This window comes from Siphonobacter curvatus (genome assembly GCF_002943425.1).
Taxonomy (GTDB): domain Bacteria; phylum Bacteroidota; class Bacteroidia; order Cytophagales; family Spirosomataceae; genus Siphonobacter; species Siphonobacter curvatus.
In genome coordinates this window covers 2042240-2065172 of the sequence record NZ_PTRA01000001.1, presented here as the reverse complement: position 1 = coordinate 2065172, position 22933 = coordinate 2042240, and the positions used below count along the sequence as shown (strand labels likewise).

Genomic DNA, 22933 nt, shown 5'->3' with positions numbered 1-22933 from the left:
CAAACATCTTGAACGTATGTCTGCGATTTTAGAAACTGAAACGCTACCGGGTATTTCATCCCCCGGGGTGGCTACATCCAGCGTTTCGCCAACGAGCCTGATTACCTTAAAAATTAACGGTGTAGAAAAAAGGCTCCCGCTTGCCCCCTGGACTACCTTACTCGACGCTCTGCGGGAGCACATGGACCTGACGGGTACCAAAAAAGGCTGCGACCACGGTCAGTGCGGAGCCTGCACCGTACTGGTGAACGGTAAACGTATAAATTCTTGCCTGACGCTAGCCGTGATGCAGGAAGGAAATGAAATTACGACTATTGAAGGGCTGGCCAAAGGCGAAGAACTTCACCCATTGCAGGAAGCCTTTGTGGAACACGACGCATTCCAGTGCGGCTACTGTACGCCCGGACAGATTTGTTCGGCCATTGGCTTGATGAACGAAGGCAAAGCTCAGTCCAGAGCAGAGATCCGGGAACTGATGAGTGGTAACCTTTGTCGTTGCGGAGCTTATTCCAACATTGTAGACGCCATTGATCAGGTAATGCATGAAAGGGGGGAACACGCATGAATCCCTTCTCGTATACACGTGCCTACGGACTCGATACAGCCGTAGAAGAAAAGGTTGACGGAGCTGATTTTGTGGCAGGAGGTACCAACCTCATCGACTTGATGAAGGAAAATGTAACCCATCCCCAGCACCTGATCGATATTAATCACTTGCCTTTACAGGAAATTGAAGAAACAGAGTCGGGCGGCATCCGCATGGGTGCCCTAATGCGTAATGCCGACACGGCGTACCATCCCCTCGTGGAGCAACGTTACCCGCTGCTGGCTCAAGCCATTCTGGCCGGAGCTTCCCCGCAATTACGGAACATGGCTACCGACGGCGGCAACCTGATGCAGCGAACCCGTTGCTATTATTTCTACGACACCGCCACTCCCTGTAATAAACGCGAGCCAGGTTCGGGCTGCTCGGCCATCAATGGATTTAACCGAATCCACGCTATCCTGGGGCATAGTGAATCATGTATTGCTACCCATCCTTCGGACATGTGCGTGGCTCTAGCCGCTCTTGACGCGACGGTACACGTGAAAAGCAAACGCGGCGAACGGAGTATTCCTTTTCTGGAATTTCACCGATTGCCCGGCGATACGCCGCACCTGGACAATACCCTGCAAGCCGACGAACTGATTACGGCTATTGAATTGCCGGCGAAAGGCTTTGCTGACCACTATACCTACGTCAAAATTCGCGATCGGCAGTCGTATGCCTTTGCTTTGGTTTCCGTAGCCGCAGCTCTGGAACTCGACGGTACCACCATCACGGATGTACGGCTGGCCCTGGGCGGCGTCGCTCACAAACCTTGGCGGGATACGCAGGCCGAAACCCTGCTGAAAGGCAAACAGGCAACCCGGGAGAATTTTCAACAGGTAGCCGAAAGTATTTTGGCAAATGCCCAAGGCTTTGGTCACAACACCTTTAAAATTGAACTGGCGAAGCGAGCCATCGTACGGGCCTTGCTGGAAGCTACGCAAAACGAGCATAAGTCATGAATACGCAATATATCGGAAAGCCCACCTCTCGCGTGGATGGCCGGGCGAAAGTAACCGGACAGGCCAAGTACGCTGGCGAATTTCAAGTACCCGGATTAGCCTACGGGGTCGTTGTATCCAGTACCATTGCTAAAGGAAAGATCACCACAATCGACACGTCAAAAGCCCTGGCTCTTGAAGGCGTCATTCAGGTGTTCACACACGAAAATGTATCGGGACTGGCCTGGTTTGACAAAAGCTACAAAGACCAGGATTCCCCACCGGGTTCGCCCTTCCGGCCGCTGCACAATTCAGAAATTAAATTTAGTCAGCAACCGATCGCCCTGGTCGTTGCTGAAAGTTTCGAGCTGGCCCGGTACGCGGCTTCGCTAGTGCACGTGGAATACGAACATTCCGAAAAACCCATCGAAGCCGAATTGCGGGCTCACCTCGACAAAGCATTTGATCCGGGCAAAGGAAAGCAGGGTTATAAGAAACCGAAAAATCGGGGAAACTTCGCGAAAGAATTCGCCAAGGCCCCCATTCATTTTAACTCGGAGTATTACCACGGAGCGGAACACCACAATCCGATGGAAATGCACGCGTCGACAGTCATCTACGACGAGGACGATCACCTAACCATCTACGACAAAACGCAGGGTGTTTTCAACAGCCAGAGCTACGTAGCGGGTATTTTTGGCTTGTCGAAAAAACGGGTTCGTATTCTCTCGCCTTTTGTGGGCGGTGCGTTTGGTTCGGGTTTACGGCCCCAGTATCAGCTTTTCATGGCGGTACTGGCAGCCTTGGAACTCAAACGTTCGGTTCGCGTGACGCTGACCCGTCAGCAAATGTTCTCCTTCGGTCACCGTCCGGCTACCTTGCAAAAAATGTCTCTGGCCGCGACCGAGGATGGCACTTTACAAGCCATGCGTCACGAGGCCATCTCGGAAACGTCACGTTTTGAAAATTACACCGAAACGATTGTGGACTGGTCGGGAGCCATGTACAAATGTGACAACGTGGCCTATGATTACCAGCTGGTTAAACTGGATGCGTATACACCATTGGACATGCGGGCTCCGGGAGCAGCGACGGGCGTGTACGCGATTGAATGTGCGATGGACGAGCTGGCTCACAAGCTCAACATGGACCCCGTAGCCCTACGACTGAAAAACTATACGGAAGAAGACGCCAACAAGGGCAAGCCCTATTCAAGTAAGGAACTCAAAGCCTGTTTCCAGCAGGGAGCCGACCGCTTTGGCTGGTCCCAACGGAACCCCGAGCCGCGTTCGATGCGGGATGGTAGTACGCTGATTGGATGGGGTATGGCAACGGGCATGTGGGATTCCATGTTTGTACCTTGTCGGGCAAAGGCCTTTCTGTCCGCGGATGGGAAGTTAACCGTCAGCAGCGGTACGTCCGATATTGGCACGGGTACTTACACCATCATGACGCAGATTGCCGCTGAAACGGTAGGCCTCCCCATCGAACAGGTGACCTTTAAGCTGGGCGATTCTTCTCTCCCACTGGCGTACCTGGAAGGAGGTTCCGCAACGGCAGCATCGGTTGGAAATGCGGTACGCATTGCCTGCGAAAACATTCGGGAGAAACTGATCCGACTGCTAAGCAAAACCAGCTACGCTCCCCTAGCTGATGTACCGGCGGAAGAACTCGTATTTGGTAGCGGGAAAATTCAGCTCAAATCCGATCCTCAGATCAGTATTTCTATGAGCGATCTGATGAAACTGGCGGGCGAAAATTATTTGGAAGACACGGCTACGGCCATTCCGAATATGATTAAGCAAATGCCCTATGCCCGTAACGTACACTCTGCCGTATTTGTGGAAGTACGCGTAGATGAAGATTTCGGCACCGTTCGCGTGAGTCGCATGGTGAGTGCGATTGCGGGGGGTCGGATCCTGAATCCGAAAACAGCCCGTAGCCAGATTCTCGGTGGAATGGTCTGGGGCCTGAGTAAGGCTCTGGAGGAAACGAGTGAAGTGGATGCTAACTTCGGTCGCTTCATGAACCACAATTACGCGGAATACCACATTCCGGTCAACGCCGACATTCCAGAAGAATTTGAAGTTATTTTCGTGGAAGAGCACGATGATATTGTCAATCCAATGGGTACGAAAGGCTTGGGTGAAATTGGTGTCGTAGGAGTAGCTCCGGCGATTGCCAATGCGGTCTTCCACGCTACGGGCAAACGTGTGCATGTGCTACCCATTACACTGGATAAGCTGATTGTCGAACACGAAGATTCGGCAGTACCTTTGTAATCCGGTTTAGGATCAGATTTTGAGTAACAAAAAGTCCCGCAGGTAAAGGCGGGACTTTTTGTTAAAACTGGCTAAGCGTGTACAAAGTATATCTCACCCAAGAATTCAGTTCTGTACGTTCGAACGACCTGTGCATTTTTATTTTCCGCCTGAATGCGGGATTTTTGTCGCATGATTACACTTCGTCAAACGGATTTTTCTGCAGCTGATCTAGATCAAATCCGGTCTATCTTTCAGGAGTACGCCGACGCACTCGGCATTAATTTATCCTTCCAGAATTTTGAACAGGAATTACAATCGCTGGCTCAGGTATACGCTCTACCCCAGGGCTGCGTATTACTGGCCGAAGACGAAAGTCAACGGGTAGTCGGTTGCGTAGCCGTAAAACCTTTGAAAGAAGCGGGCGTTTGTGAGATGAAACGCCTGTACGTATCGCCCTTGCAGCGGGGCACGGGTTTAGGTCGGCAACTGGCTGAAGCCATTATTGCTTTTGCTCGTGAAGCTGGGTATACCGCCATGAAACTCGACAGTTTACAAAGTCTAACCGCCGCCCTGCGACTGTACGAACAACTCGGCTTTGTGACGACGGCCCCGTACGTTTACAACCCTTTACCGGAAGCCGTGTATCTGGAAAAGTCCTTGCGTTAAATCGCTTTTGTGGCTTCGTATAACTTCATAAATCGCTCGAAAATACGCTGGTACTGAGCGGTATGATTCAGGTCTGGATTAAAGGTCTTCCGAATCTTCAGGCTATTCATCCGCTCCTGGTAATCGTCAATAACCTGCTCGGCTTTCATCCCCATCAATGCGGCACCCCAGGCACCGGCTTCTACGGTTTCGGGCAGACATACGGGTTTACCGCATACATCTGCTAGCATTTGTACCCAGAATGAACTGTTGGCAAAGCCGCCAGACGCGTAGATTTCGGTAATCTGTTCGCGGTCTTCCAGGATTTTTACGATGGAATACGTGTGTAAACAAATACCTTCGAGCACTGCTCGAACCAGATGCGAAGCGGTATGCTGTAGGGTTAATCCGTGAAAGCCGCCCTTGGCGTGTACATTCCAGATGGGGGCCCGTTCACCGAGTAAGTAGGGCAAAAAAAGTAAATCATTGGCTCCAGTTGGGCTTTCAGCGGCCAGCGTGCTGAGTTCTTCTTCCGATTTATCGGGAAAAAGGGTTTCGCCCAACCACTGAAAAATGACACCTCCTGAATTGGTACCTCCCCCAATGATATAGGTTTCCGTATCGAGTAAGTAACAAAAGGTTCGCATGTGCTCGTCCAGCAGGGGTTGCCGGGCACTGACCCGTACGGCCCCACTCGTACCGATGGTTACAGCCACCCGACCCGGTACCACCGCTCCGGTACCCAGGTTTGCTACACAGCCATCGGAGGCTCCTATGATCAGTTTAGTCTGATCCGTTACTACCGAATCGCTGGTGATCTGTAACTGTTGTTTCAGGGAATCCGAAAGAGAAAAGCTATGATAGGGAGAGACGGTTGTAGAGAGTTTTTCTGCCGGAATACCCGCCGTTTTCAGTGCCTGTTCATTCCACTTTAATTCCCGCAGATCAAACATGGCCGTTGCCGAAGCAATCGAATAATCCACCACCCATTCACCCGTCAATCGGTACCAAATTAATTCTTTAATTCCGACGAATTTATAAGTCTTGTGTACCAGCTCAGGTTCGTACTTCTGCAACCACATCAGTTTACAGAGCGGCACCATGGGATGCAGGGGTGTACCGCAAGCCTGAAACAATTCTTTTCCCAGGGGCGTACCGATCAACGATTCAGCCTCTTCCGTAGCCCGATTATCCGCCCAGATGATCAGGTTGCTAAGCGGCTGGCCTGCTTTATCAACGGCCAGCACACTATGCATGGCCGAGCAAAACGTGATGGTACGTACGGGAGCATCTAAGGCATTGAGAACGGTCTGCAGACACGTATGCACCGCCTGATAAATTACTTCGGCATCCAGTTCGCTGTAATCCGGTTGCGGGTGAATCATTTCGTAACCCACACTATGATGGCCCTTCACTTCACCCTCTTCGGTGAAGGCCACTACTTTTGTATTGGTGGTTCCGATATCTACTCCAATCCAGTATTCCAACTTTTTTATCTTTTAAGCGGTTTTAACGTCTTATCAGTCATCATCAGGACCTTCGTCTGTATTTGCAACCAGTGAATCCCACGTATTTTTTCCAAACTTAGCAGTTTCATTTAGTTCTTAAAGCCATGACCTACCCAGCCTCCGAATTAATTCTCAACGCCGATGGGAGTATTTATCACCTCCGGTTGTTGCCCGAAGATGTAGCCGATACCGTGCTTGTGGTAGGCGATCCCGACCGGGTGGGATTGATTTCCCAATTCTTTGACCGAATTGAAGTAAAAAAACAGCACCGGGAATTTGTTACGCATACGGGCTCCATTGGCAAGAAGCGATTCACCGTCGTTTCCTCCGGCATCGGTGCCGATAATGTGGAAATTGTCATGACGGAACTTGATGCGGTCCGTAATATTGATTTAAAACGCCGGGAACCCCTGTCGGGTTTGAATCCGCTCAAAATTATCCGCATTGGTACCTCGGGCAGTTTGCAACACGACATCCCGCTGGGCTCAGTGGTGGCCTCTTCTGCGGGGGTGGGTCTGGACGGACTGCTCGACTTTTATGCCACGGATGAGTCCTTGTGGGCTCCTGAATTTTGTGCGGAACTTCGTCAGACCCTTCAACTACGCTTACAACCCTATGCCGTAGAAGCCTCTGCTACCCTGCTCAACGGCATCACGTCCCGACTCATTCCGAATCTGTATACGGGTATTACGCTGACCTGTCCCGGTTTTTACGCTCCGCAGGGTCGATCCCTGCGGCTTTCACCGCAGGTCCCTGATTCTATCGCTTTGCTTCAACAATTCAGCTGGAACGGCAATCGCATTACCAATTTTGAAATGGAAACGGCGGCGTATTACCTCTTTGGTAAACTTCTGGGCCACGAAATGCTCTCGCTCAGTGCCATTGTCGCCAACCGGGTCAGTAATGAATTTGCTTTGGAACCGGAGAAAATTGTCCAAAAACTGATTCGTGATACCTTAGACTGGTTAGTAGCCTAAGCCATGCCAGTCCGAAATAACTCCCTCTTACTTTCCGTGAGCAGGGAGTTATTTCACTTTTTACCAGCAGCTATTTATTCTTTCGTCATACTTGGTAAAGCTAATTTCCCAACGCTTTAAAAATTTAAGGAGACGAAACATCCTGAAAATCAATACAAGGCACTTTTTTTCAAAAAAATATTAGTCTACTTATTCTATAGAGTATAAATTATAATATATCTTTGTATCCGTAATCAAAGACCCATTATCAAACTTTAAACCTTCCAAACCTTAAACGTTTTCAGATCAATTATTCAACACGGGCTGTGTGGTCGAGTGGAGAGGCAGAGGCCTGCAAAGCCTCCGACGCGGGTTCGACTCCCGCCGCAGCCACTACATCAAGCTTAATCCCCACGAGAACATGCTGTACGAAATTGAAGATGAATCAGGTGTAATTACTGCGGTACAAGTAAAGCCACTACCCCATCGCCGTCCGGAACGGGTTCTTCCTTTAAACCAGGGTCATACGGCTCCTTCTTTTCAGCTGAAAGCCAGCTCCGGTGTCTGGAACGCAACCCTCGCCGACCGGTTTCAAACGCAATCCGAACTGACCCTGGGAGAGTTAGTTCAGCATCGTCCGCTAGTGTTGAGTTTTTATTGCCCCTGCTGGAATGCCTATGCGACTTCGCACTTGAGCTTTTTGCAGGCTTTGCATCAAAATATTCGGGGTTTGGGTGGCGATCTGCTCGTCTTATCCAACGAGCCCGCTCCGATGCTCCAGCAACTCGCCGATTCGAAGGATTTGGATTTTAATCTGGCCTATGATCGGTATAACCAGATTGCCCGGAGTTTTGGGGTGTATTCAGACTCCCATCCGCTGTGGGAACGCGTGTCGGGCATTTCCGATGACGCTTATATCCCAGCCGTGTACGTCATTAATCGGCAGCGGCAAATCGTGTTTGATTTCATTGATGAAAATCTGACGAATACTTGCAACAGCCGTGCGTTACTGACGGCCCTGTACGACAATCGTTAGGATTCGATATAGTCCCTTTGGGGCAAGAGTTTAAGTAAGTGTGTATGCAATCAAGGTGAAAAATGCCGCTGGATTTTCCGGAGGCATTTTTAGTTTTTCGGGCCTTCCTTCCTCAGCGAATAGTACACTTATGAATGAAAAAAAAGCGGTCCGTGTACTACAGACCGCTGTACTTTTAAAAGGAATCAAATCAGCTCACAAAGCCGGGCCACTGGCACAGGCGTTCGGCAGCTTTTTCTAACGTCTCTTCGTCTTTGGCAAAGCAGAATCGCAGCAACTTATGGTCGTTTTTCTGATGAAAAAACACGGACGTCGGAATGGAAGCTACGCCAATTTCTTTGGTCAGCCGCACCGCTAGTTCATAGTCCGGCACTTTGGTTTGATAAGATAAATTCTGGAAAAACGTTCCCTGCGAAGGTTTCCATTGAAACGTCGATCCGGCCAGTTGTCGCAGGAAAAAGTCCCGCTTCTGCTGATAAAAAGCCGCCACGGATTTGTAGTGCTCGGGTTCATTGAGATACTCAGCCAAGGCGTACTGGATGGGTGTCACCGTACTAAAGGTCAAATACTGATGCACTTTACGAAACTCCGTACTCAGCTCAGCCGGAGCCAGGCAGTACCCTACTTTCCAGCCCGTTACGTGAAAAGTTTTCCCAAAGGACCCACACACAAACGTACGCTCCCGCAATTGCGGATGCTGAGCCAGCGATACGTGGTTATAAGTATCGAAGGTGATGTGTTCATAGACTTCATCGGCAACCACCCAGATGTCGCGGTACTGAATGAGTGCAGCCAGCTGATCCAGGTCATTACGAGTCCAGACATAGCCCGTTGGATTGTGAGGCGTATTTACAATGATCAGTCGCGTACGGTCAGTGATCTTGCGGCGTACGTCTTCCCAGTCGACCGCAAAATCAGGAGCGTCCAGGGTGACAAAGACGGGCGTTCCGCCATTGAGTTCGATGGCGGGAACGTAACTATCGTACGCCGGTTCGAATACCAGTACCTCATCACCCGGGCGTACCACCGCCGTGATGGCCGCGAACAGAGCCTCAGTAGCTCCCGATGTGATGGTGATTTCCCGTTCCGGATGATACCCTTGTCCGTATTGGACTTCCGTTTTACGAGCCAGGGCCTCCCGGAGGGGCTGTACGCCCGTCATGGGAGCGTATTGATTGAATCCTTTTCGTAGATACTTTTCGACCAGTGCCAGTAAGGCGGGTGACCCGTCGAAACCCGGAAATCCCTGCGATAAATTCAGGGCACCGTGTTCGGCGGCCAGTTGGGACATGGTCGTAAAAATAGTGGTACCGACTTTCGGCAATTTGGTTGTCAGGGAAGAAACAAGGGACATACTACGTTCTATTTACCGCAAGTTTAGCGGCTAGCTCGGCACTGGTGCTGTCTTCCGCGTAAACGCCGTAGGGACTGATCAACGTACCTTTCTGGCCGCCGTGTGATTCGATTGCGTATACAATGAGATTGTCATCCGGATCGGACATGCCTTCCAGACGAACCGTTTCTACAATTTCAAAGTCTTCGGGTTGCAGGCGTAGACTTTCCTGCGGACAGTGCAGAGCATCCGTTTCCAGATTAAAATCCAACGTGTAGCCCTGATTTTTTAGCCGATTGAGTACGTCTACGAGGGTTTGTTCGGTAGGTTGTGCCATGGTAGGTTTACGTTACATGAAGAACTCCGGGCAAGTTAAGACTTTACCCGGAGTTCCTGTTTTCGAACCTCGGTTATCTCGCTTCATTGTACACCCAATGCACGTATTGACGGCGGAGGTAATTCGACGTAAAGAGAATCACTACACTGGCCAGATTCAGCGTCAGTAGCCACCAGGGGTTATTAGTCAGGGCGTACGCAGTCAGGATTAGACTGCATAAGCGGGCGTATTCCAAGTACAACACCCAGGTTTTCTTTTCCAGAATTGCTCCGATATTAATTAGGCTCAGTACAATGAAAACCCCTCCCCCCGCTTGTAACGGTAAGGGCCAGTACTGGTCCCAGAGAATCAGAAAGAATAGTAGTAGGGATACGACAACCAGCTGCCCAAGAATATAGCTCCGCATCCGATGACTTACCACTACTTCGGGATGCTGGGCAATGAAAATAGCCTCCAACTCACCCCTCACGTGCGGATCAAAGTTGGCGGGGCGTCCAAAAATGACCTTCAATTTCGGGATAAAACCGGGCGTTTTTTTCACCGACAGGGCAATTTCCAACAAAAAATGGAAATGTTGCCAGAGGAAACTATAGCTTTTCAAAGGTTTCGTTAGCCCATATACTGGTTCTTCCGTTTCTTCGATAAAGGTGCCAAAAAGCTTATCCCAGATGATCAGTACGTCCCCGTAGTTTTTATCCAGGTATAGCTCATTACTGGCGTGGTGAACCCGGTGATGCGAAGGGGTCACGAAGATGTACTCCAGCCAGCCCAGTTTGCCGACCAGTCGCGTATGCGTGAAAAATGGATACGCTCCGTGAATCAGCAGCAAGGCGGTAATCATCTCGGCGGAGAATCCCAACAGCGGCAATACGCACCAAAACGCCCCTCGTACCAACGCCTGAAACACCGTAATCCGAGCGGCTACGGTATAGTTAAATTCATCACTCTGGTGGTGTACAACGTGAACGCCCCAAAATAGATTGATTTCGTGGGCGAATCGGTGGTACCAATACCAGAGAAAGTCCGTCGCCAGAAAGAGCAGAATGAAGGTCCAGGCGTTTTGCTTAATCGTAAACAGACCAAAATTTCGCTGGATAAAATCAAACACGTAGAAGAACAGGCTGCTCACGTACAGGTCAGACAGCCGTTCGGCAATTCCAACGCCCATGTTGGTTACGGAGTCGGCAAAATGGTGCACCTTCCGCTCCATTCGTAAGGAAAGGTAATACTCAAGTCCAATGAAAAAGACAAACAGGGGAATGGCAAAGGCAAGAATGTTGATCTCCATACTGTTCATAGGGAGGCAAAAGATTATAGTAGAAATTTAAAAAGCTGCTACGGAGTTCACCCGAACCACGCCTTCTACCGCCGAAATCCGACGAATGAGTACGTGTTCTGGTTCATGCAGTTCTACGTTCAGGAAACCTCGCTGGGATTTATCCCGGTAAGCAAAATCCATCTGTCGCACGCGGTTTCCCTTGCGTCGATTAATGGCATTCAGCACGTTAAAGACGAGCTTTTGACTGGTATTTCCAATCACTTGAATACGTAATATCGATTGATTCATGGCTGTAAGGTTATTAGTACACGCAAATTAAATCTATTTATCCTATTAATTTAATAGATTATTAAAATTTAACTTTTTATGATTACTAATCGCTACTGCTAAATTATTTTATTGGCATGAAAATCACTAAATACTTTTCTGTATTTTATAAACTCAACCCATGCTTCATTCACGAAATTTATCTACAAATAATAGTATTAATTTAGTAGTATATACGTATTTTTTTAGTTTATTGTCCCTGTATTACCCTTTAACACTCCCTCATCTTTCACCTTACTTACCCACGTGTATGGATTTCACTAACCTAAAAGATCTCATCCTGTTGAATGTCTATCAGTACGGCGGCAAAATTCTTCTGGCCTTAGTCGTTTTTATCATCGGACGGCTGGTCATTGCTAAACTCACGAATTTTTTGGCCGCCCGTATGAATCAGAGTCGTATTGATCGCGACGTTCAACCCTTTTTAATTTCCTTGCTCAGCGTTCTGTTTAACGTGATGCTCTTGTTAAGCTGTGCAGGACTGTTGGGTATCGAAACGACTTCCTTCGTCGCGATCCTCGGAGCTGCCGGTTTAGCCGTGGGTCTGGCTTTACAGGGCAGCCTAGCTAACTTTGCGGGAGGTGTACTCATTCTCATTTTCAAGCCATTCCGGGTTGGTGATTTAATCGAAGCTCAGGGCTTCATCGGTGTGGTAGAGGCCATTCAGATTTTCAACACCATTTTGGTAACGCCGGATAATAAAACCATCATTCTGCCCAACGGCTCTTTATCCACCAGCCCCGTAACGAACATTTCGGGCAAGGGTGTTATTCGCGTAGATATGGTGTACGGCGTAGGAAGTCAGAATGATCTGGACGTAACTAAGGCCGCAATTCAAGGTGTCATTGCGACCTGCCCATATGCACTCAAAGATCGTGGCCATGATGTACTGGTCACCAAACTCACCCCCGATACAACGAGCTACGATGTACGCGTGTGGACCACACCAGCCAATTACTGGAACACGTACTACTATATGCACGAAAACCTCAAACGCCAGTTCGAACGCGACGGCATTCAGGCCCCGGAAAAGTTGGTATACGTCAAGCAAAAATAAGTATTTCCCTCCTACCTAACCTCAAGGCTCTTCGGAGCCTTTTTTTTTATTAGTAGTTGATTTACAGATCCTTACTTATGAATCCCGAAGAAATACTGAATTTAATATTCTACTAATTTGGTGGAGTAAAAGATAGTCTACTATTTTTGTAGGCAAACTACACTACATGGAGTCAACGTCTGAAGTACTTAAGCCCTCCGAAGTCATACCCACTCGCTCAGTCAAAAAGAGCAGTAAAAACCCCTTCGAAGAGGCCATCATTACGTTGTGGAAACGGGAACGCAAACCCGCTGAGATTTTCATTCACATCGTGAATGCGTTAGCCTTGATGATTGTAGGGCACCTGATCTTTAAGTTTCTTACCGTCGAAAATATTACTACGGCTTTCAACTCCATTACGGTTGACATTCTCTGGTACGTGCTGGGTGGCTTTCTGGCCCAAATGGTAGATGGAGCCCTGGGAATGGCTTACGGCGTTTCAGCAGCGACTTTCCTGGCGGGCGTAGGGGTTTCTCCCGCCGTCATTTCCATGAGTGTACACACCTCCGAAATTTTTACGAGTGGCGTCTCGGGCTACATGCACTTGAGATATGGCAACGTGAACGCCAAACTTTTTAAGGTGATCTTGATTCCCGGCGTTATTGGTGCTGTTTTGGGCGCTTACCTACTTTCTTCCGTACTGGAAGAGTACATGACGTACGTAAAACCAGCTGTGTCGACATATACCTTGATTCTGGGTATCGTAATCATCCGAAAAGCCCTGATCAAGCGGCAGAAAAAAAATCCGATCAAGTTGATTGGACCACTGGCCTGGTTTGGCGGTTTCATGGATTCCATTGGTGGTGGCGGCTGGGGGCCGATTGTATCCTCAACGCTGATTGCCTCAGGACGTCACCCTCGCTATACGGTTGGTTCAGTGAATCTCGCTGAATTTTTCATTTCCTTCGCGTCGTCTCTGACTTTCTTCCTGGTCATTGGCCTATCGCAATGGCAGGTGATTCTGGGGCTTATTCTGGGAGGCGTGATTGCCGCTCCCATTGCAGCCCGTTTAGCCAGTAAGCTACCGATTAAAGCCATGATGATTCTGGTCGGTATTGTAGTGATTCTGGCCAGTCTGAAGCGACTGATTGGCTAGGAACATAAAGCCATTGATACGAAAAACCACCGTGCAGTCTGTCTCAGGAACAGATCAACACGGTGGTTTTTTGTTGCTATACAATTTACAAAGGTTCAACCCAACTGGGTTTTCGCTCGCTTGTTAGCTATCAACTTCGTCGTGAAGGCAGGAAAACTGCTCCGTTCTTAGAAGATTTGTAGTCAATGTTCCTACGGATAATCTGGTGTGTACCTTTTGGGATTTACCTACAGGGAGTTGATTCGCGTCAGAGATGCGAAACCAGGCCACCCTGAGCATTCCATGACGGTTTCAAATCGGGGTGAGCGGGGCGGGTTATAGGTTTGGAAAATTCCCCCAGTACAGTCCATCTAACCCCTTCGGGGTTAGATGCGTAAACCTCCCCTATTTTACCCAGGCTTGCATACCGACTCGCCAATCCCAAAGGGGTTCAATAGCATTAGCCCCGTAGGCAATGCGGGGAACAGCCAGCTAGTCATTAAAAAAGTCCGTAGCATTGGCTACGGACAACGCCTTCCACTACCTTTACCGGATTCATTGCAAACTGCAAACTCAAAACTCTACTGCTGAGCCGCCAGCAGATACAATACCGCCATCCGCGTCGCTACCCCATTTTCTACCTGATTGAGAATAATCGAGTGCTCGCTGGAGTCAGCCGCATCCGAGCTTAATTCTACGCCCCGATTGATCGGTCCGGGGTGCATCAGTACAATCGGCTTGTCCAGTTCATTGAGCATGGCTTTGTTGATACCGTAATACAGCGAATACTCCCGCAGACTCGGGAAATACTTCACCTGCAGGCGTTCGAGCTGAATACGCAGTACGTTGGCCACGTCACACCATTGCAACGCCTGCCGTACATCGTGCGAAACGATCACGCCCAGTTCCCGGATATATCGCGGAATGAGCGTACTCGGTCCACACACCATTACTTCTGCTCCCAGCTTCTTCAGACAGAAAATATTGGATAGAGCTACCCGGGAGTGCAGAATATCACCAATAATAGCCACCTTCTTGCCCGCTACGTCGCCGAGTTTTTCACGAATGGAAAAGGCATCCAGCAAGGCCTGCGTCGGGTGCTCGTGCGTACCGTCACCGGCATTTACCACGCTGGCCGGAATGCGGCTGGATAGGTAATGCGGAGCCCCGGGCGAACTGTGCCGCATGACGATCAGGTCTACCTTCATGGCCAGAATGTTATTGACCGTATCCAGTAGCGTTTCTCCTTTCTTAACGGAACTACTCGACGAGGAAAAATTAACCACGTCAGCCGAAAGCCGTTTTTCAGCCAGCTCAAACGACAGACGCGTACGGGTGGAGTTTTCGAAAAAAACGTTGGCAATCGTTACGTCCCGCAGCGAGGGTACTTTTTTGATCGGACGGTTGAGCACTTCCTTAAACTCGTCAGCAGTCTGAAAAATGAGCTGGATATCGGCTTCCGTGAGATCTTTGATGCCTAGTAAATGTCTCGTACTTAGCACGGCAGTATAAAATTAAGTTTTCGATGAAGAACGAAAACGGGATGTACATTCAAAAAAAGCCCCCTCAACGTTTCCGGAGGGGGAACAAAAACTAATCACTGAGCCAAATACCGTCTTTTTCGTGGCCCTGTTCTTTCCATTCCACGATGACCCGCTGCGTATCGAGCGTATTGACTTTCAGCCCCACGTAATCCGGAGCGATGGGAATATCCCGGTTATAACTACGATCAATGAGTACCGCCAGTTCTACCTTTTCCGGACGACCAAAAAAGGTCATGGCATCGAGAGCGGCCCGTACCATGCGGCCCGTAGCGATCACGTCGTCGACGAGAATGACCCGTTTGCCTTCGACCGTAAAGGGAATTTTGGTCTGATTGGCCCGTACAATCGATTCCCGACGGCGAAAGTCGTCGCGGTGAAAAGTCGCATCCAGCCAACCAAACGGAATGGTACTACCGGTGGTTTGCTGAAGTTCCTGATGAATTCGTTGAGCCAGATGAATACCTCGCGGTTGCAAACCCAGGATCACTGAATCGGCAAAGAGCTGGTGATTCTCAATAAGTTGTTGGCATAACCGACTGATGGTGATCTCCAACAAGGGACTGGAAAGAAGCAATCGTCGCTGCATATGCGGGCAAAATTAGGCAAACGAAATTAGGATTTAGGAATCCGAAGGGGCGAAATTCGCTTTTCGAATGCGAAATAATTGCGGATGGCTTGATCTTCTGTACAATGACCGAAGAAATTTATCCGTATCAATTCATCATCTCCTATGAAGTATCTGGTAGCGGGCTTAGGAAACATTGGCCCGGAATATGCGATGACCCGACACAACGTCGGTTTTATGGTACTGGACCGACTGGCGGCTCAGGAAAATCTTAAATTCGATTTGGGCCGACTGGCGTACGGGGCTGAACTGAAATACAAAGGCCGCACCATTTACCTGATCAAGCCTACCACGTACATGAACCTGAGCGGGAAGGCGATTAACTACTGGCTGAAAGAACTGAAAATACCTGTGGAAAATATGTTGACGATTACCGACGACATTGCCCTCCCTTTCGGAAAGCTACGCCTCCGGAGCAAAGGATCGCACGGAGGACACAACGGTTTACGAAATATTCAGGAGGTTTTGGGCAATGATCAGTACGCTCGTCTTCGTTTTGGCGTCAGCGGTGATTTTCCAAAAGGACGTCAGGTAGACTATGTACTTGGGGAGTTTCCCAAGAGCGAAATCGAGCTTTTGCCCGAACGTCTGGACCGCTCCATCGACATTTTATTGAGTTTTTGCACTTTAGGGATTGACAAGACGATGAATAATTTTAACGAATGATTGTACTAAATAAAGAATTTTACAAAAAGTTAAAGTAATATTTTCAGGAACTTTATTGGATATTTAACCATATAAAATTCTAGTTAAAGACATTTTTATATCTTTTTTTTCGTCCACTTGAAGTCAAAATAGGATATTATTCCGAATAAAATTTTGAAATTGTATTTTCCTAAGTTTGGACTTTTAATTTAGTGTATCTACATTTGTAATGTCAAACGACGACAAACAAATTGTAAAATACCAGGAAGTAACCAAAATGATTTGTAACTTTGCATCAGAGTAGTTCGATGAAAATCAAATCTAGGGCTTCTGGTTCCACAGCTGAAAATAAGTTTGTATTTTGGGTCGCTGATTGGAACACATTTTTTGGAACGATACATAAAGATTGTAGGGTTCCCGTATTAAACACCAGTCAAGATAGAGGCAAGGGTTGTGTTTAATCCATTTTCCAAGAGAGGTTAGCGTTTTTTCATAGTAAAATAGGTTTAGAGGTTAAGTGGGATAAGGTTGAGCGTTTCGCTCGGCCTTATTTTGTTTTCAGCCCATTGGTAGCTTTTCTTTCGGCTTTGTAACCCTGAAAGTCGGCTCGCATCTATTCTTGCTTTTACCTCCGCACTGAATGGTTATCTTGCTCCATTCATTCGCAAACACCAGACCCTGTATGTTTAAACGCTTACTAGCAACGGCCTTTCTGGCAGTGCCTTTGGTCGGCTCTTCCCAGCAAATCCTGAATCGGGATCCTGAAATTGATCGTTACGTCAAAGCCGTCTCCGCCGACTCGATGCGGGCAACCGTTGAAAAACTTGTTTCCTTTGGCAGCCGCCATACCTTAAGTTCGGTTAGTGATCCGCAACGGGGAATCGGAGCCGCCCGCCGCTGGACACTCGCTAAATTTCAGTCTTACGCCAAAAACTCTGGCGGTCGACTAACGGCCCAGTTACAAAGCTGGACGCTCAAGCCCGACGGACGTCGAGTGGACAAAGAGCATGAAATTGCCAACATTGTAGCTACCCTAAAAGGCTCCGATCCGAATGACGACCGGATATTTGTCATCTCGGCACACATCGACTCCCGGGCTCTGGACATTATGAATCGTGATATTGACTCCCCCGGAGCTAATGACGATGGTTCGGGTGTAGCCACGGCTTTGGAACTGGCCCGTATTCTGTCCGCTGCCAAATTCCCGGCTACGATCGTTTTTCTGATTGTCAGTGGTGAAGAACAAAGCCTGCTCGGAGCCGAATACTACGCCCAGCAAGCCGTGGACAAAAAGATGAATCTAGAAGCCATTCTGAATAATGATACGATGGGCTCTTCCGCAGGCAGCGATATTGGTATGATTGATAATACCCGTCTACGCGTCTTCAGTGAAGGGTTACCCGCGTACCAGACGGCCGAACAGGCGGCTAAAATCCGGGCGATTGGAGCTGAAGGCGACGGCAAGACCCGGCAATTGGCTCGTTACATGAAAGAAGTGGGTGAACGATACATGGAAAATCTGGAAGTCGTACTGATTTTCCGGAATGACCGTTTCCAACGCGGCGGTGACCATACCCCTTTTGTGAACAAAGGCTTCGCAGCCGTTCGGATTACAGAAATGAACGAAAACTTTGATCACCAGCACCACGACATTCATACCGAAAACGGAAAGGAGTACGGTGATTTGCAAAAATTCATGGATTTTGAATACCTCCGTAAAAATGCTGCCGTAAACTTGGCAACGCTGGCCAACCTGGCGAAAGCTCCGCAAATGCCTCAGGACGTACAGATCGAAGTACGCGGCTCAGCTAGTTACGCCAAACTCAACTGGAAGGCTCCTAAAGCCGGAAAAGTGAAAGGATATTACGTGTTGATTCGGGAAACGTATCAGCCGTTCTGGCAGAAGAAACTGTACACGACTGAAACTTCGATCACACTCCCCTACTCTAGGGATTCGTATTTCTTTGCTATCCAAGCGGTTAGTGAGCATGGAAACGAAAGTTTGCCCGTCATTCCCTTGCCTTCGCGTTAAGCCTTAAGCAAAAACGGCGAGCTGGATTCAGCTCGCCGTTTTTGTATTTTCCTGGCTGTAAGTTGTTACTCCGCTTTTACTTCGCCACCCAAGCTGGAATTGATGTTTTTCTTGGCGGGATTTCCTTTGTACCGCACCGCTCCGCCGGTACCGGCATTGGCATCCAGACGTTTGGTTGTAGTGATGCGAGCTACGCCGCCCGTATTGGCTTTGACAAAGGCATCTTCGCTCGTCAGGTTGAAGGCGTGTACTTCACCGCCCGTGTTCACCGTCACCTGTTGTTCGGAGGCGGTGCCTGACAAATCCAGTACCGCTCCCTGAACTGCTTTAGCCTTCAGGTTACGTACATCGGCTTCGAGTCGGATCTGGCTGCCCGTAGCCGCCTGTAAATCCAGATCCCGCGTTTGGATGGGATCGATGACCGTAATTTCGGCTCCGACGCCCGAATAAATGGATTCTACTTCCTTGTATCCCAGTTCCAGTCGAATGTTACTGGCCCGGCAATCGCCTTTCTGAAAGACCTCTTTTTCCCACTTCTGACGGATGATCAGTTCGTCATTTTTGGTTTCAACCGTGATTTTAGATTCTTCCAGCGTACCCGGTGTGGTAATTTTCAACGAAACATCATTCGCTTTTTTCAGTTCTGCTGTTACACAGCCCAAAATCCGAACTTTACTGAACGACTTAAGGTCAACCGTTTTCGTTTGTTGAGCGTATCCTGAATATGAGGCCAGTAACCCCAGGACAAGCAATGGCAAGTGTTTCATAGCTATACTCCTTCTTAAATTTTCAATGCAAAGATGCCGTAAAATCGGCTCACGTTGCTTGTAAAACCAGTAATTTGAGCCCTTGTTACGAGATAACCTTAAAAAGAATGGCGTCCTACCAAGATTCGCATAAGTTTCAGTTGTGGCAGCGTAACCTGCAGCACAATGGTGTCATTATCCACGGTACCAAGGAATTATACACAAAATATCGCTCGGATGGCGACCTGCTCTTTGGGCTTTTCGATTTGGATGCAACGGTTCCGGAGGGTCATAAAATTCTTCCGCTTTGTTTCGTAAAGGGAGAAGTATTGTCCGTACTCACTTGCCTGATTGATCGTGAGACCCAGGAAAAATACCTGTTACTGGTACAGCAGCGACGCATTTGTGACGGCAGTTACATGTACGAACACCCAGCAGGCATGGTCGACGGCTCGGACCTGCCCCTGGACGTAGCTGTACGCGAAATTCAGGAAGAAACGGGTCTGGTGGTACAACCCGCCCAGATTCACCAACTAACGGAGAAGCCCCTGTTTCCGAGCAGTGGTACGAGCGACGAAGCCATGTATTTCTTCTACGTGGAGCTTGAACTGAGTAAGGAAGAAATTTTTCAGTACGACGGTCAAACGGCCGGTGCCGATCACGATGAATTCATTTTAACCAAAGTCGTACCCTTGAACGAAGCGATGGGTATGATGAGTAATGCTTGTGCGTTACTGAATATTCACTTGTATCTGGCGGCGAAGAAAATGTAGTTGATAGTTGATAGTTGATAGTTGATAGTTGATAGTTGATAGTTGATAGTTGATAGTTGATAGTTGATAGTTGATAGTTGATAGTTGATAGTTTTACAAATTATATTTCTTTCAACCAATTAACTTTCTCTTTTTCAATTGATTATTGACGTCGTACTGGTATCCGGAAAGGCGTCCATGGGTGGTACCCATGGATATTTATATTAAATCCCTGCGGGGTTGGTAGGCACCAACCCCGCAGGGATTTAATATAAATACTCCCGTATGCAATGCGGGGCTATACAAATGCAATCTAACCTATTCAATCACACCCAAATCTTTACCAACTTTGGTAAACGCCGCAATGGCTTTTTCGAGGTGTTCGCGTTCGTGACCGGCGGAAATTTGTACCCGGATCCGGGCTTTTCCCTGCGGTACTACCGGGTAAAAGAAGCCGATGACGTAAATACCCTCTTCCAACAATTTTGACGCAAACTGCTGAGCCAGCGGAGCCTCGTAAAGCATGATGGGAACAATGGGATGTTCGCCGGGCAGAATGTCAAAGCCCGCAGTGGTCATTGCTTCGCGGAAGAAACGGGTATTTTCTTCCAGCTTGTCGCGTAACGTGGTTGAGGCCCGTAACAGCTCCAGCACTTTCAGGGAGGCTCCTACCACCACGGGGGCCAGCGTATTCGAGAACAAATACGGACGTGAGCGTTGACGTAACAGCTCTACAATTTCCTTGCGAGCCGCAGTAAAACCACCCGATGCACCACCCAGGGCTTTTCCGTAGGTTCCGGTGATGATGTCGATCCGGCCCATAACATTCTTGTGCTCAGGCGTACCCCGTCCCGTTTTGCCCACAAAACCACTCGCGTGTGATTCATCCACCATCACCATGGCTCCGTACTGATCAGCTAGGTCACAGATGATGTCGAGTTGAGCAATGGTTCCGTCCATGGAAAATACCCCATCCGTAACAATCAAAATGCGACGCGATCCCGCTGCAGCTTTTAATTGTTCTTCTAGATCGGCCATGTTATTGTGCTTGTAGCGAAAGCGTTTTGCCTTGCACAAACGAATACCGTCGATAATGGACGCGTGATTCAATTCATCGGAAATGATTGCGTCCTGTTCATTCAGCAAGGGTTCGAACACCCCACCGTTGGCATCAAATGCGGCTGCGTACAGAATGCAGTCTTCGGCTCCCACAAACTCAGCCGTAGCTTTTTCGAGTTCTTTGTGAATATCCTGCGTACCGCAAATAAACCGAACTGACGACATGCCATACCCGTGTGAATCGACGGTCTGATGAGCCGCTTCGATAACCGAGGGGTGTGAGGACAAGCCCAGGTAATTGTTCGCACAGAAATTCAGTACATTCTGTCCGTTATAGGTAGCGATCACGGCCGACTGCGGCGTTACAATGATGCGTTCATTCTTATACAAACCCGCCTCCTGAATGGAAGCCAGCTCTTGCTGAAGTTCTTCTTTAATCGTTCCGTACATAACTCGAAAAGTTTACGCCTGCGTAAGTGAAGGCTGATAATATTCAGAAAGATGATGGATCATTTCTTCCGTCATTCGGGAGAGATCAAAGGCCGGAGCCCATTCCCAATCGTTACGGGCAGCCTGATCATCAATCGTTTTGGGCCAGGAATCGGCAATTTGTTGCCGGAAATCCGGAGCGTACTGCGTTCGAAAATTCGGGAAAAATTTCTGAATGGCCGCCGTTATTTCAGCGGGTGTAAAACTTAGGCCCGCCAGGTTGTAGGCTGTCCGCACCCGAATCCGGCTGCTTTCGGCTTCCATCAATTCCAGCGTGGCCCGAATGGCGTCGTCCATGTAGATCATGGGCAGCCGCGTATTCTCCGACAGAAAACAGGTAAAATCCTGACCTTGTACCGCCTGATGATAAATGGCAACGGCGTAATCGGTGGTACCGCCGCCGGGTTGCGACTGGTAACTAATCACCCCCGGATACCGCAGCGAGCGTACATCAAGACCATATTTCACGTGGTAGTAATGCATCCAGTTTTCAGCCGCTACTTTACTGATGCCATATACCGTCGTGGGATCAAGCTGCGTTTGCTGGGGCGTATCGAATGCCGGAGCACTGGGGCCAAATACCGCAATTGAACTGGGAATAAATACTTTAGAGACGTTCTGTGTACGGGCTACTTCCAGTACATTCAGAGCCGTCTGCATGTTGATCTCCCAAGTCCGAATCGGATTGGCCTCTCCATTAGCCGAAAGGATCGCCGCTAAATGATAAATCTGCGTTACCCGATATCGACGTACCAAGGCGGCCAGTTCATCGGCTTTCGTGGCATCGAGTGATTCAAAAATTCCCGAAAATGCTTGCGGCATCCGCAAATCCGAGGCTATGACGCGATTCAGTCCGTACTGATTTTGAAGGTGCTGGACCAAAACCGTACCGATCTGTCCACTAGCTCCGATAACAAGAATAGTATCCATAGGCCAGAAAATGATTAAGTGAAACGCCGACCATTTGAGGAACCGGTCAAAGCTCGGAAGCTTTTCTCACTGATTCCGACACAAATCTATATTTGTAGCAATATTTATTGAAGTATTTTCGATCACAAAGAAAATATTCCTTCAAGTGTTCATTTTAAAGAAAATATTCCCTTTTGTCGAAATACGTACTAGGTTTGTGGAAGAAAATTTTTCGGTTAAAAAATTGATACCCGAACACCCTATGGAAAATCTGGATGAGCTGGACAAAACCCTCCTTCGTCTACTTCAGCAGGATGCCAAAATGACTACCAAGGAATTGGCTGCCGAGCTAAACCTTACCATCTCACCTGTCTACGAACGCATCAAGCGGCTTGAATCCCTCGGCTACATTAAACAGTACGTGGCGGTACTCGATAAAACGCTGATTGGACAACCCGTGACCGTTTTTTGCCAGGTTTCCATGCGTTATCACAATGAAGCGTTCATTGAAAAATTTGAGCAGACCATTCAGGATCTGGAGGAAGTACAGGAATGCTACCACATGGCTGGACAAGTTGATTTCCTGTTAAAAATCAATTTAAAGTCCCTGAATGATTATCACGATTTTGTGAAGTATAAACTATCGAAGCTGGAAAATATTGGAACCCTAAATAGCACGTTTGTATTAAAAGAAATCAAACATAACATTGGATATAGTATCTAAAACTAAAGCGGCGGATTTCGTC

At 48.5% G+C, this 22933-nt stretch carries 22 protein-coding genes and 1 tRNA gene; 13 read left to right on the top strand and 10 right to left on the bottom strand.

The annotated features are described in order from the left end of the window. Positions 1 to 16: 16 nt before the first annotated feature. From C5O19_RS08455 to C5O19_RS08440, 4 genes are all read left to right on the top strand, one after another. Positions 17 to 565 carry a (2Fe-2S)-binding protein gene (locus C5O19_RS08455; protein ID WP_165795969.1) on the top strand — a complete coding sequence of 183 codons (549 nt, stop codon included), beginning with the start codon at positions 17 to 19 and terminating at the stop codon, positions 563 to 565. Further along, a complete protein-coding gene (locus C5O19_RS08450) occupies positions 562 to 1551 on the top strand; it encodes an FAD binding domain-containing protein (RefSeq protein ID WP_094809928.1) in 990 nt (329 codons plus the stop codon). The genes C5O19_RS08455 and C5O19_RS08450 overlap by 4 nt, the downstream gene beginning before the upstream one ends. Further along, positions 1548 to 3812, top strand: coding sequence for a xanthine dehydrogenase family protein molybdopterin-binding subunit (locus C5O19_RS08445; protein WP_104711293.1), 2265 nt, complete (start codon positions 1548 to 1550; stop codon positions 3810 to 3812). Before C5O19_RS08450 ends, C5O19_RS08445 begins: the two co-directional genes overlap by 4 nt. Positions 3813 to 3983: 171 nt before the next feature. Continuing rightward, positions 3984 to 4460 carry a GNAT family N-acetyltransferase gene (locus tag C5O19_RS08440; RefSeq protein WP_104713992.1) on the top strand — a complete coding sequence of 159 codons (477 nt, stop codon included), beginning with the start codon at positions 3984 to 3986 and terminating at the stop codon, positions 4458 to 4460. On the opposite strand, the gene C5O19_RS08435 is transcribed toward C5O19_RS08440, so the two are convergent. Then, complete coding sequence (locus tag C5O19_RS08435) at positions 4457 to 5926, bottom strand: gluconokinase (protein WP_104711290.1); 1470 nt, start codon at positions 5924 to 5926, stop codon at positions 4457 to 4459. The two genes, C5O19_RS08440 and C5O19_RS08435, sit on opposite strands and share 4 nt — an antisense overlap. Before the next feature lie 125 nt (positions 5927 to 6051). Between C5O19_RS08435 and C5O19_RS08430 the strand changes: the two genes are divergently transcribed. The 3 genes from C5O19_RS08430 to C5O19_RS08420 all read left to right on the top strand — a co-directional run bounded on the left by C5O19_RS08430 (position 6052) and on the right by C5O19_RS08420 (position 7939). Further along, on the top strand, positions 6052 to 6924 hold the full coding sequence (locus C5O19_RS08430; protein WP_104711288.1) for a nucleoside phosphorylase: 873 nt from the start codon (positions 6052 to 6054) through the stop codon (positions 6922 to 6924). 301 nt (positions 6925 to 7225) lie between these two features. After that, a tRNA-Cys gene (locus C5O19_RS08425) sits at positions 7226 to 7296 on the top strand. 28 nt (positions 7297 to 7324) lie between these two features. Then, positions 7325 to 7939, top strand: a complete 615-nt coding sequence (locus tag C5O19_RS08420; protein WP_104711286.1) for a redoxin domain-containing protein — start codon at positions 7325 to 7327, stop codon at positions 7937 to 7939. Between the two features lie 190 nt (positions 7940 to 8129). Here the strand turns inward: C5O19_RS08420 and C5O19_RS08415 are convergent, their stop codons facing one another. From C5O19_RS08415 to C5O19_RS08400, 4 genes are all read right to left on the bottom strand, one after another. Then, positions 8130 to 9293, bottom strand: a complete 1164-nt coding sequence (locus C5O19_RS08415) for a methionine aminotransferase (protein ID WP_104711284.1) — start codon at positions 9291 to 9293, stop codon at positions 8130 to 8132. Position 9294: 1 nt separating this feature from the next. Continuing rightward, entirely contained in the window at positions 9295 to 9609 is a 315-nt protein-coding gene (locus tag C5O19_RS08410) for a phosphoribosylpyrophosphate synthetase (protein ID WP_104711282.1), read from the bottom strand. Between the two features lie 73 nt (positions 9610 to 9682). After that, entirely contained in the window at positions 9683 to 10897 is a 1215-nt protein-coding gene (locus tag C5O19_RS08405) for a sterol desaturase family protein (protein ID WP_104711280.1), read from the bottom strand. 36 nt (positions 10898 to 10933) lie between these two features. After that, positions 10934 to 11176, bottom strand: coding sequence for a hypothetical protein (locus tag C5O19_RS08400; RefSeq protein ID WP_104711278.1), 243 nt, complete (start codon positions 11174 to 11176; stop codon positions 10934 to 10936). A gap of 289 nt (positions 11177 to 11465) precedes the next feature. Here C5O19_RS08400 and C5O19_RS08395 point away from each other — a divergent pair, with 289 nt between their 5' ends. Beyond that, positions 11466 to 12272 carry a mechanosensitive ion channel family protein gene (locus C5O19_RS08395; RefSeq protein WP_104711277.1) on the top strand — a complete coding sequence of 269 codons (807 nt, stop codon included), beginning with the start codon at positions 11466 to 11468 and terminating at the stop codon, positions 12270 to 12272. A gap of 166 nt (positions 12273 to 12438) precedes the next feature. Then, positions 12439 to 13407 (top strand): sulfite exporter TauE/SafE family protein, encoded by a 969-nt coding sequence (locus C5O19_RS08390; RefSeq protein ID WP_102199856.1) that lies wholly within the window; start codon positions 12439 to 12441, stop codon positions 13405 to 13407. Positions 13408 to 13967: 560 nt separating this feature from the next. Here C5O19_RS08390 and C5O19_RS08385 read toward each other — a convergent pair. Then, entirely contained in the window at positions 13968 to 14888 is a 921-nt protein-coding gene (locus C5O19_RS08385) for an aspartate carbamoyltransferase catalytic subunit (RefSeq protein WP_104711275.1), read from the bottom strand. A 91-nt stretch (positions 14889 to 14979) separates the two neighbouring features. Continuing rightward, the gene (pyrR, locus tag C5O19_RS08380; protein WP_094814700.1) at positions 14980 to 15516 is read right to left on the bottom strand and encodes a bifunctional pyr operon transcriptional regulator/uracil phosphoribosyltransferase PyrR; all 537 of its coding nucleotides are present in this window, start codon (positions 15514 to 15516) and stop codon (positions 14980 to 14982) included. A 144-nt stretch (positions 15517 to 15660) separates the two neighbouring features. On the opposite strand from pyrR, the gene pth reads away from it, so the two are divergent. Continuing rightward, positions 15661 to 16221: an aminoacyl-tRNA hydrolase gene (pth, locus tag C5O19_RS08375; RefSeq protein WP_104711273.1), complete on the top strand. Its 561-nt coding sequence runs from the start codon at positions 15661 to 15663 to the stop codon at positions 16219 to 16221. Positions 16222 to 16882: 661 nt separating this feature from the next. Then, the gene (locus C5O19_RS08370; protein ID WP_104711271.1) at positions 16883 to 18232 is read left to right on the top strand and encodes a M28 family metallopeptidase; all 1350 of its coding nucleotides are present in this window, start codon (positions 16883 to 16885) and stop codon (positions 18230 to 18232) included. A gap of 65 nt (positions 18233 to 18297) precedes the next feature. Here C5O19_RS08370 and C5O19_RS08365 read toward each other — a convergent pair whose 3' ends face one another. After that, positions 18298 to 18999 carry a head GIN domain-containing protein gene (locus C5O19_RS08365; protein ID WP_102199858.1) on the bottom strand — a complete coding sequence of 234 codons (702 nt, stop codon included), beginning with the start codon at positions 18997 to 18999 and terminating at the stop codon, positions 18298 to 18300. Between the two features lie 107 nt (positions 19000 to 19106). Here C5O19_RS08365 and C5O19_RS08360 point away from each other — a divergent pair, with 107 nt between their 5' ends. After that, positions 19107 to 19751 carry an NUDIX hydrolase gene (locus C5O19_RS08360; RefSeq protein WP_104711269.1) on the top strand — a complete coding sequence of 215 codons (645 nt, stop codon included), beginning with the start codon at positions 19107 to 19109 and terminating at the stop codon, positions 19749 to 19751. Positions 19752 to 20048: 297 nt separating this feature from the next. On the opposite strand, the gene kbl is transcribed toward C5O19_RS08360, so the two are convergent. Then, positions 20049 to 21239: a glycine C-acetyltransferase gene (gene kbl / locus C5O19_RS08355; RefSeq protein ID WP_104711267.1), complete on the bottom strand. Its 1191-nt coding sequence runs from the start codon at positions 21237 to 21239 to the stop codon at positions 20049 to 20051. A gap of 12 nt (positions 21240 to 21251) precedes the next feature. Beyond that, positions 21252 to 22208: an NAD-dependent epimerase/dehydratase family protein gene (locus C5O19_RS08350; protein WP_104711266.1), complete on the bottom strand. Its 957-nt coding sequence runs from the start codon at positions 22206 to 22208 to the stop codon at positions 21252 to 21254. 241 nt (positions 22209 to 22449) lie between these two features. On the opposite strand from C5O19_RS08350, the gene C5O19_RS08345 reads away from it, so the two are divergent. Next, positions 22450 to 22911, top strand: coding sequence for an Lrp/AsnC family transcriptional regulator (locus C5O19_RS08345; RefSeq protein WP_104711264.1), 462 nt, complete (start codon positions 22450 to 22452; stop codon positions 22909 to 22911). Positions 22912 to 22933: the final 22 nt, after the last annotated feature.

Excerpts from the sequence above, each read along its gene's own strand:
- C5O19_RS08455 (WP_165795969.1), top strand. The coding sequence starts at position 17 with ATGTCTGCGATTTTAGAAACTGAAACGCTACCGGGTATTTCATCCCCC.
- C5O19_RS08360 (WP_104711269.1), top strand. The coding sequence starts at position 19,107 with ATGGCGTCCTACCAAGATTCGCATAAGTTTCAGTTGTGGCAGCGTAAC.
- C5O19_RS08370 (WP_104711271.1), top strand. The coding sequence starts at position 16,883 with ATGTTTAAACGCTTACTAGCAACGGCCTTTCTGGCAGTGCCTTTGGTC.
- pth (WP_104711273.1), top strand. The coding sequence starts at position 15,661 with ATGAAGTATCTGGTAGCGGGCTTAGGAAACATTGGCCCGGAATATGCG.
- C5O19_RS08405 (WP_104711280.1), bottom strand. The coding sequence starts at position 10,897 with ATGGAGATCAACATTCTTGCCTTTGCCATTCCCCTGTTTGTCTTTTTC.
- C5O19_RS08395 (WP_104711277.1), top strand. The coding sequence starts at position 11,466 with ATGGATTTCACTAACCTAAAAGATCTCATCCTGTTGAATGTCTATCAG.
- C5O19_RS08420 (WP_104711286.1), top strand. The coding sequence starts at position 7,325 with ATGCTGTACGAAATTGAAGATGAATCAGGTGTAATTACTGCGGTACAA.
- pyrR (WP_094814700.1), bottom strand. The coding sequence starts at position 15,516 with ATGCAGCGACGATTGCTTCTTTCCAGTCCCTTGTTGGAGATCACCATC.
- C5O19_RS08450 (WP_094809928.1), top strand. The coding sequence starts at position 562 with ATGAATCCCTTCTCGTATACACGTGCCTACGGACTCGATACAGCCGTA.
- C5O19_RS08445 (WP_104711293.1), top strand. The coding sequence starts at position 1,548 with ATGAATACGCAATATATCGGAAAGCCCACCTCTCGCGTGGATGGCCGG.
- C5O19_RS08400 (WP_104711278.1), bottom strand. The coding sequence starts at position 11,176 with ATGAATCAATCGATATTACGTATTCAAGTGATTGGAAATACCAGTCAA.
- C5O19_RS08365 (WP_102199858.1), bottom strand. The coding sequence starts at position 18,999 with ATGAAACACTTGCCATTGCTTGTCCTGGGGTTACTGGCCTCATATTCA.
- C5O19_RS08410 (WP_104711282.1), bottom strand. The coding sequence starts at position 9,609 with ATGGCACAACCTACCGAACAAACCCTCGTAGACGTACTCAATCGGCTA.
- C5O19_RS08440 (WP_104713992.1), top strand. The coding sequence starts at position 3,984 with ATGATTACACTTCGTCAAACGGATTTTTCTGCAGCTGATCTAGATCAA.
- C5O19_RS08415 (WP_104711284.1), bottom strand. The coding sequence starts at position 9,293 with ATGTCCCTTGTTTCTTCCCTGACAACCAAATTGCCGAAAGTCGGTACC.
- C5O19_RS08350 (WP_104711266.1), bottom strand. The coding sequence starts at position 22,208 with ATGGATACTATTCTTGTTATCGGAGCTAGTGGACAGATCGGTACGGTT.
- kbl (WP_104711267.1), bottom strand. The coding sequence starts at position 21,239 with ATGTACGGAACGATTAAAGAAGAACTTCAGCAAGAGCTGGCTTCCATT.
- C5O19_RS08390 (WP_102199856.1), top strand. The coding sequence starts at position 12,439 with ATGGAGTCAACGTCTGAAGTACTTAAGCCCTCCGAAGTCATACCCACT.
- C5O19_RS08345 (WP_104711264.1), top strand. The coding sequence starts at position 22,450 with ATGGAAAATCTGGATGAGCTGGACAAAACCCTCCTTCGTCTACTTCAG.
- C5O19_RS08430 (WP_104711288.1), top strand. The coding sequence starts at position 6,052 with ATGACCTACCCAGCCTCCGAATTAATTCTCAACGCCGATGGGAGTATT.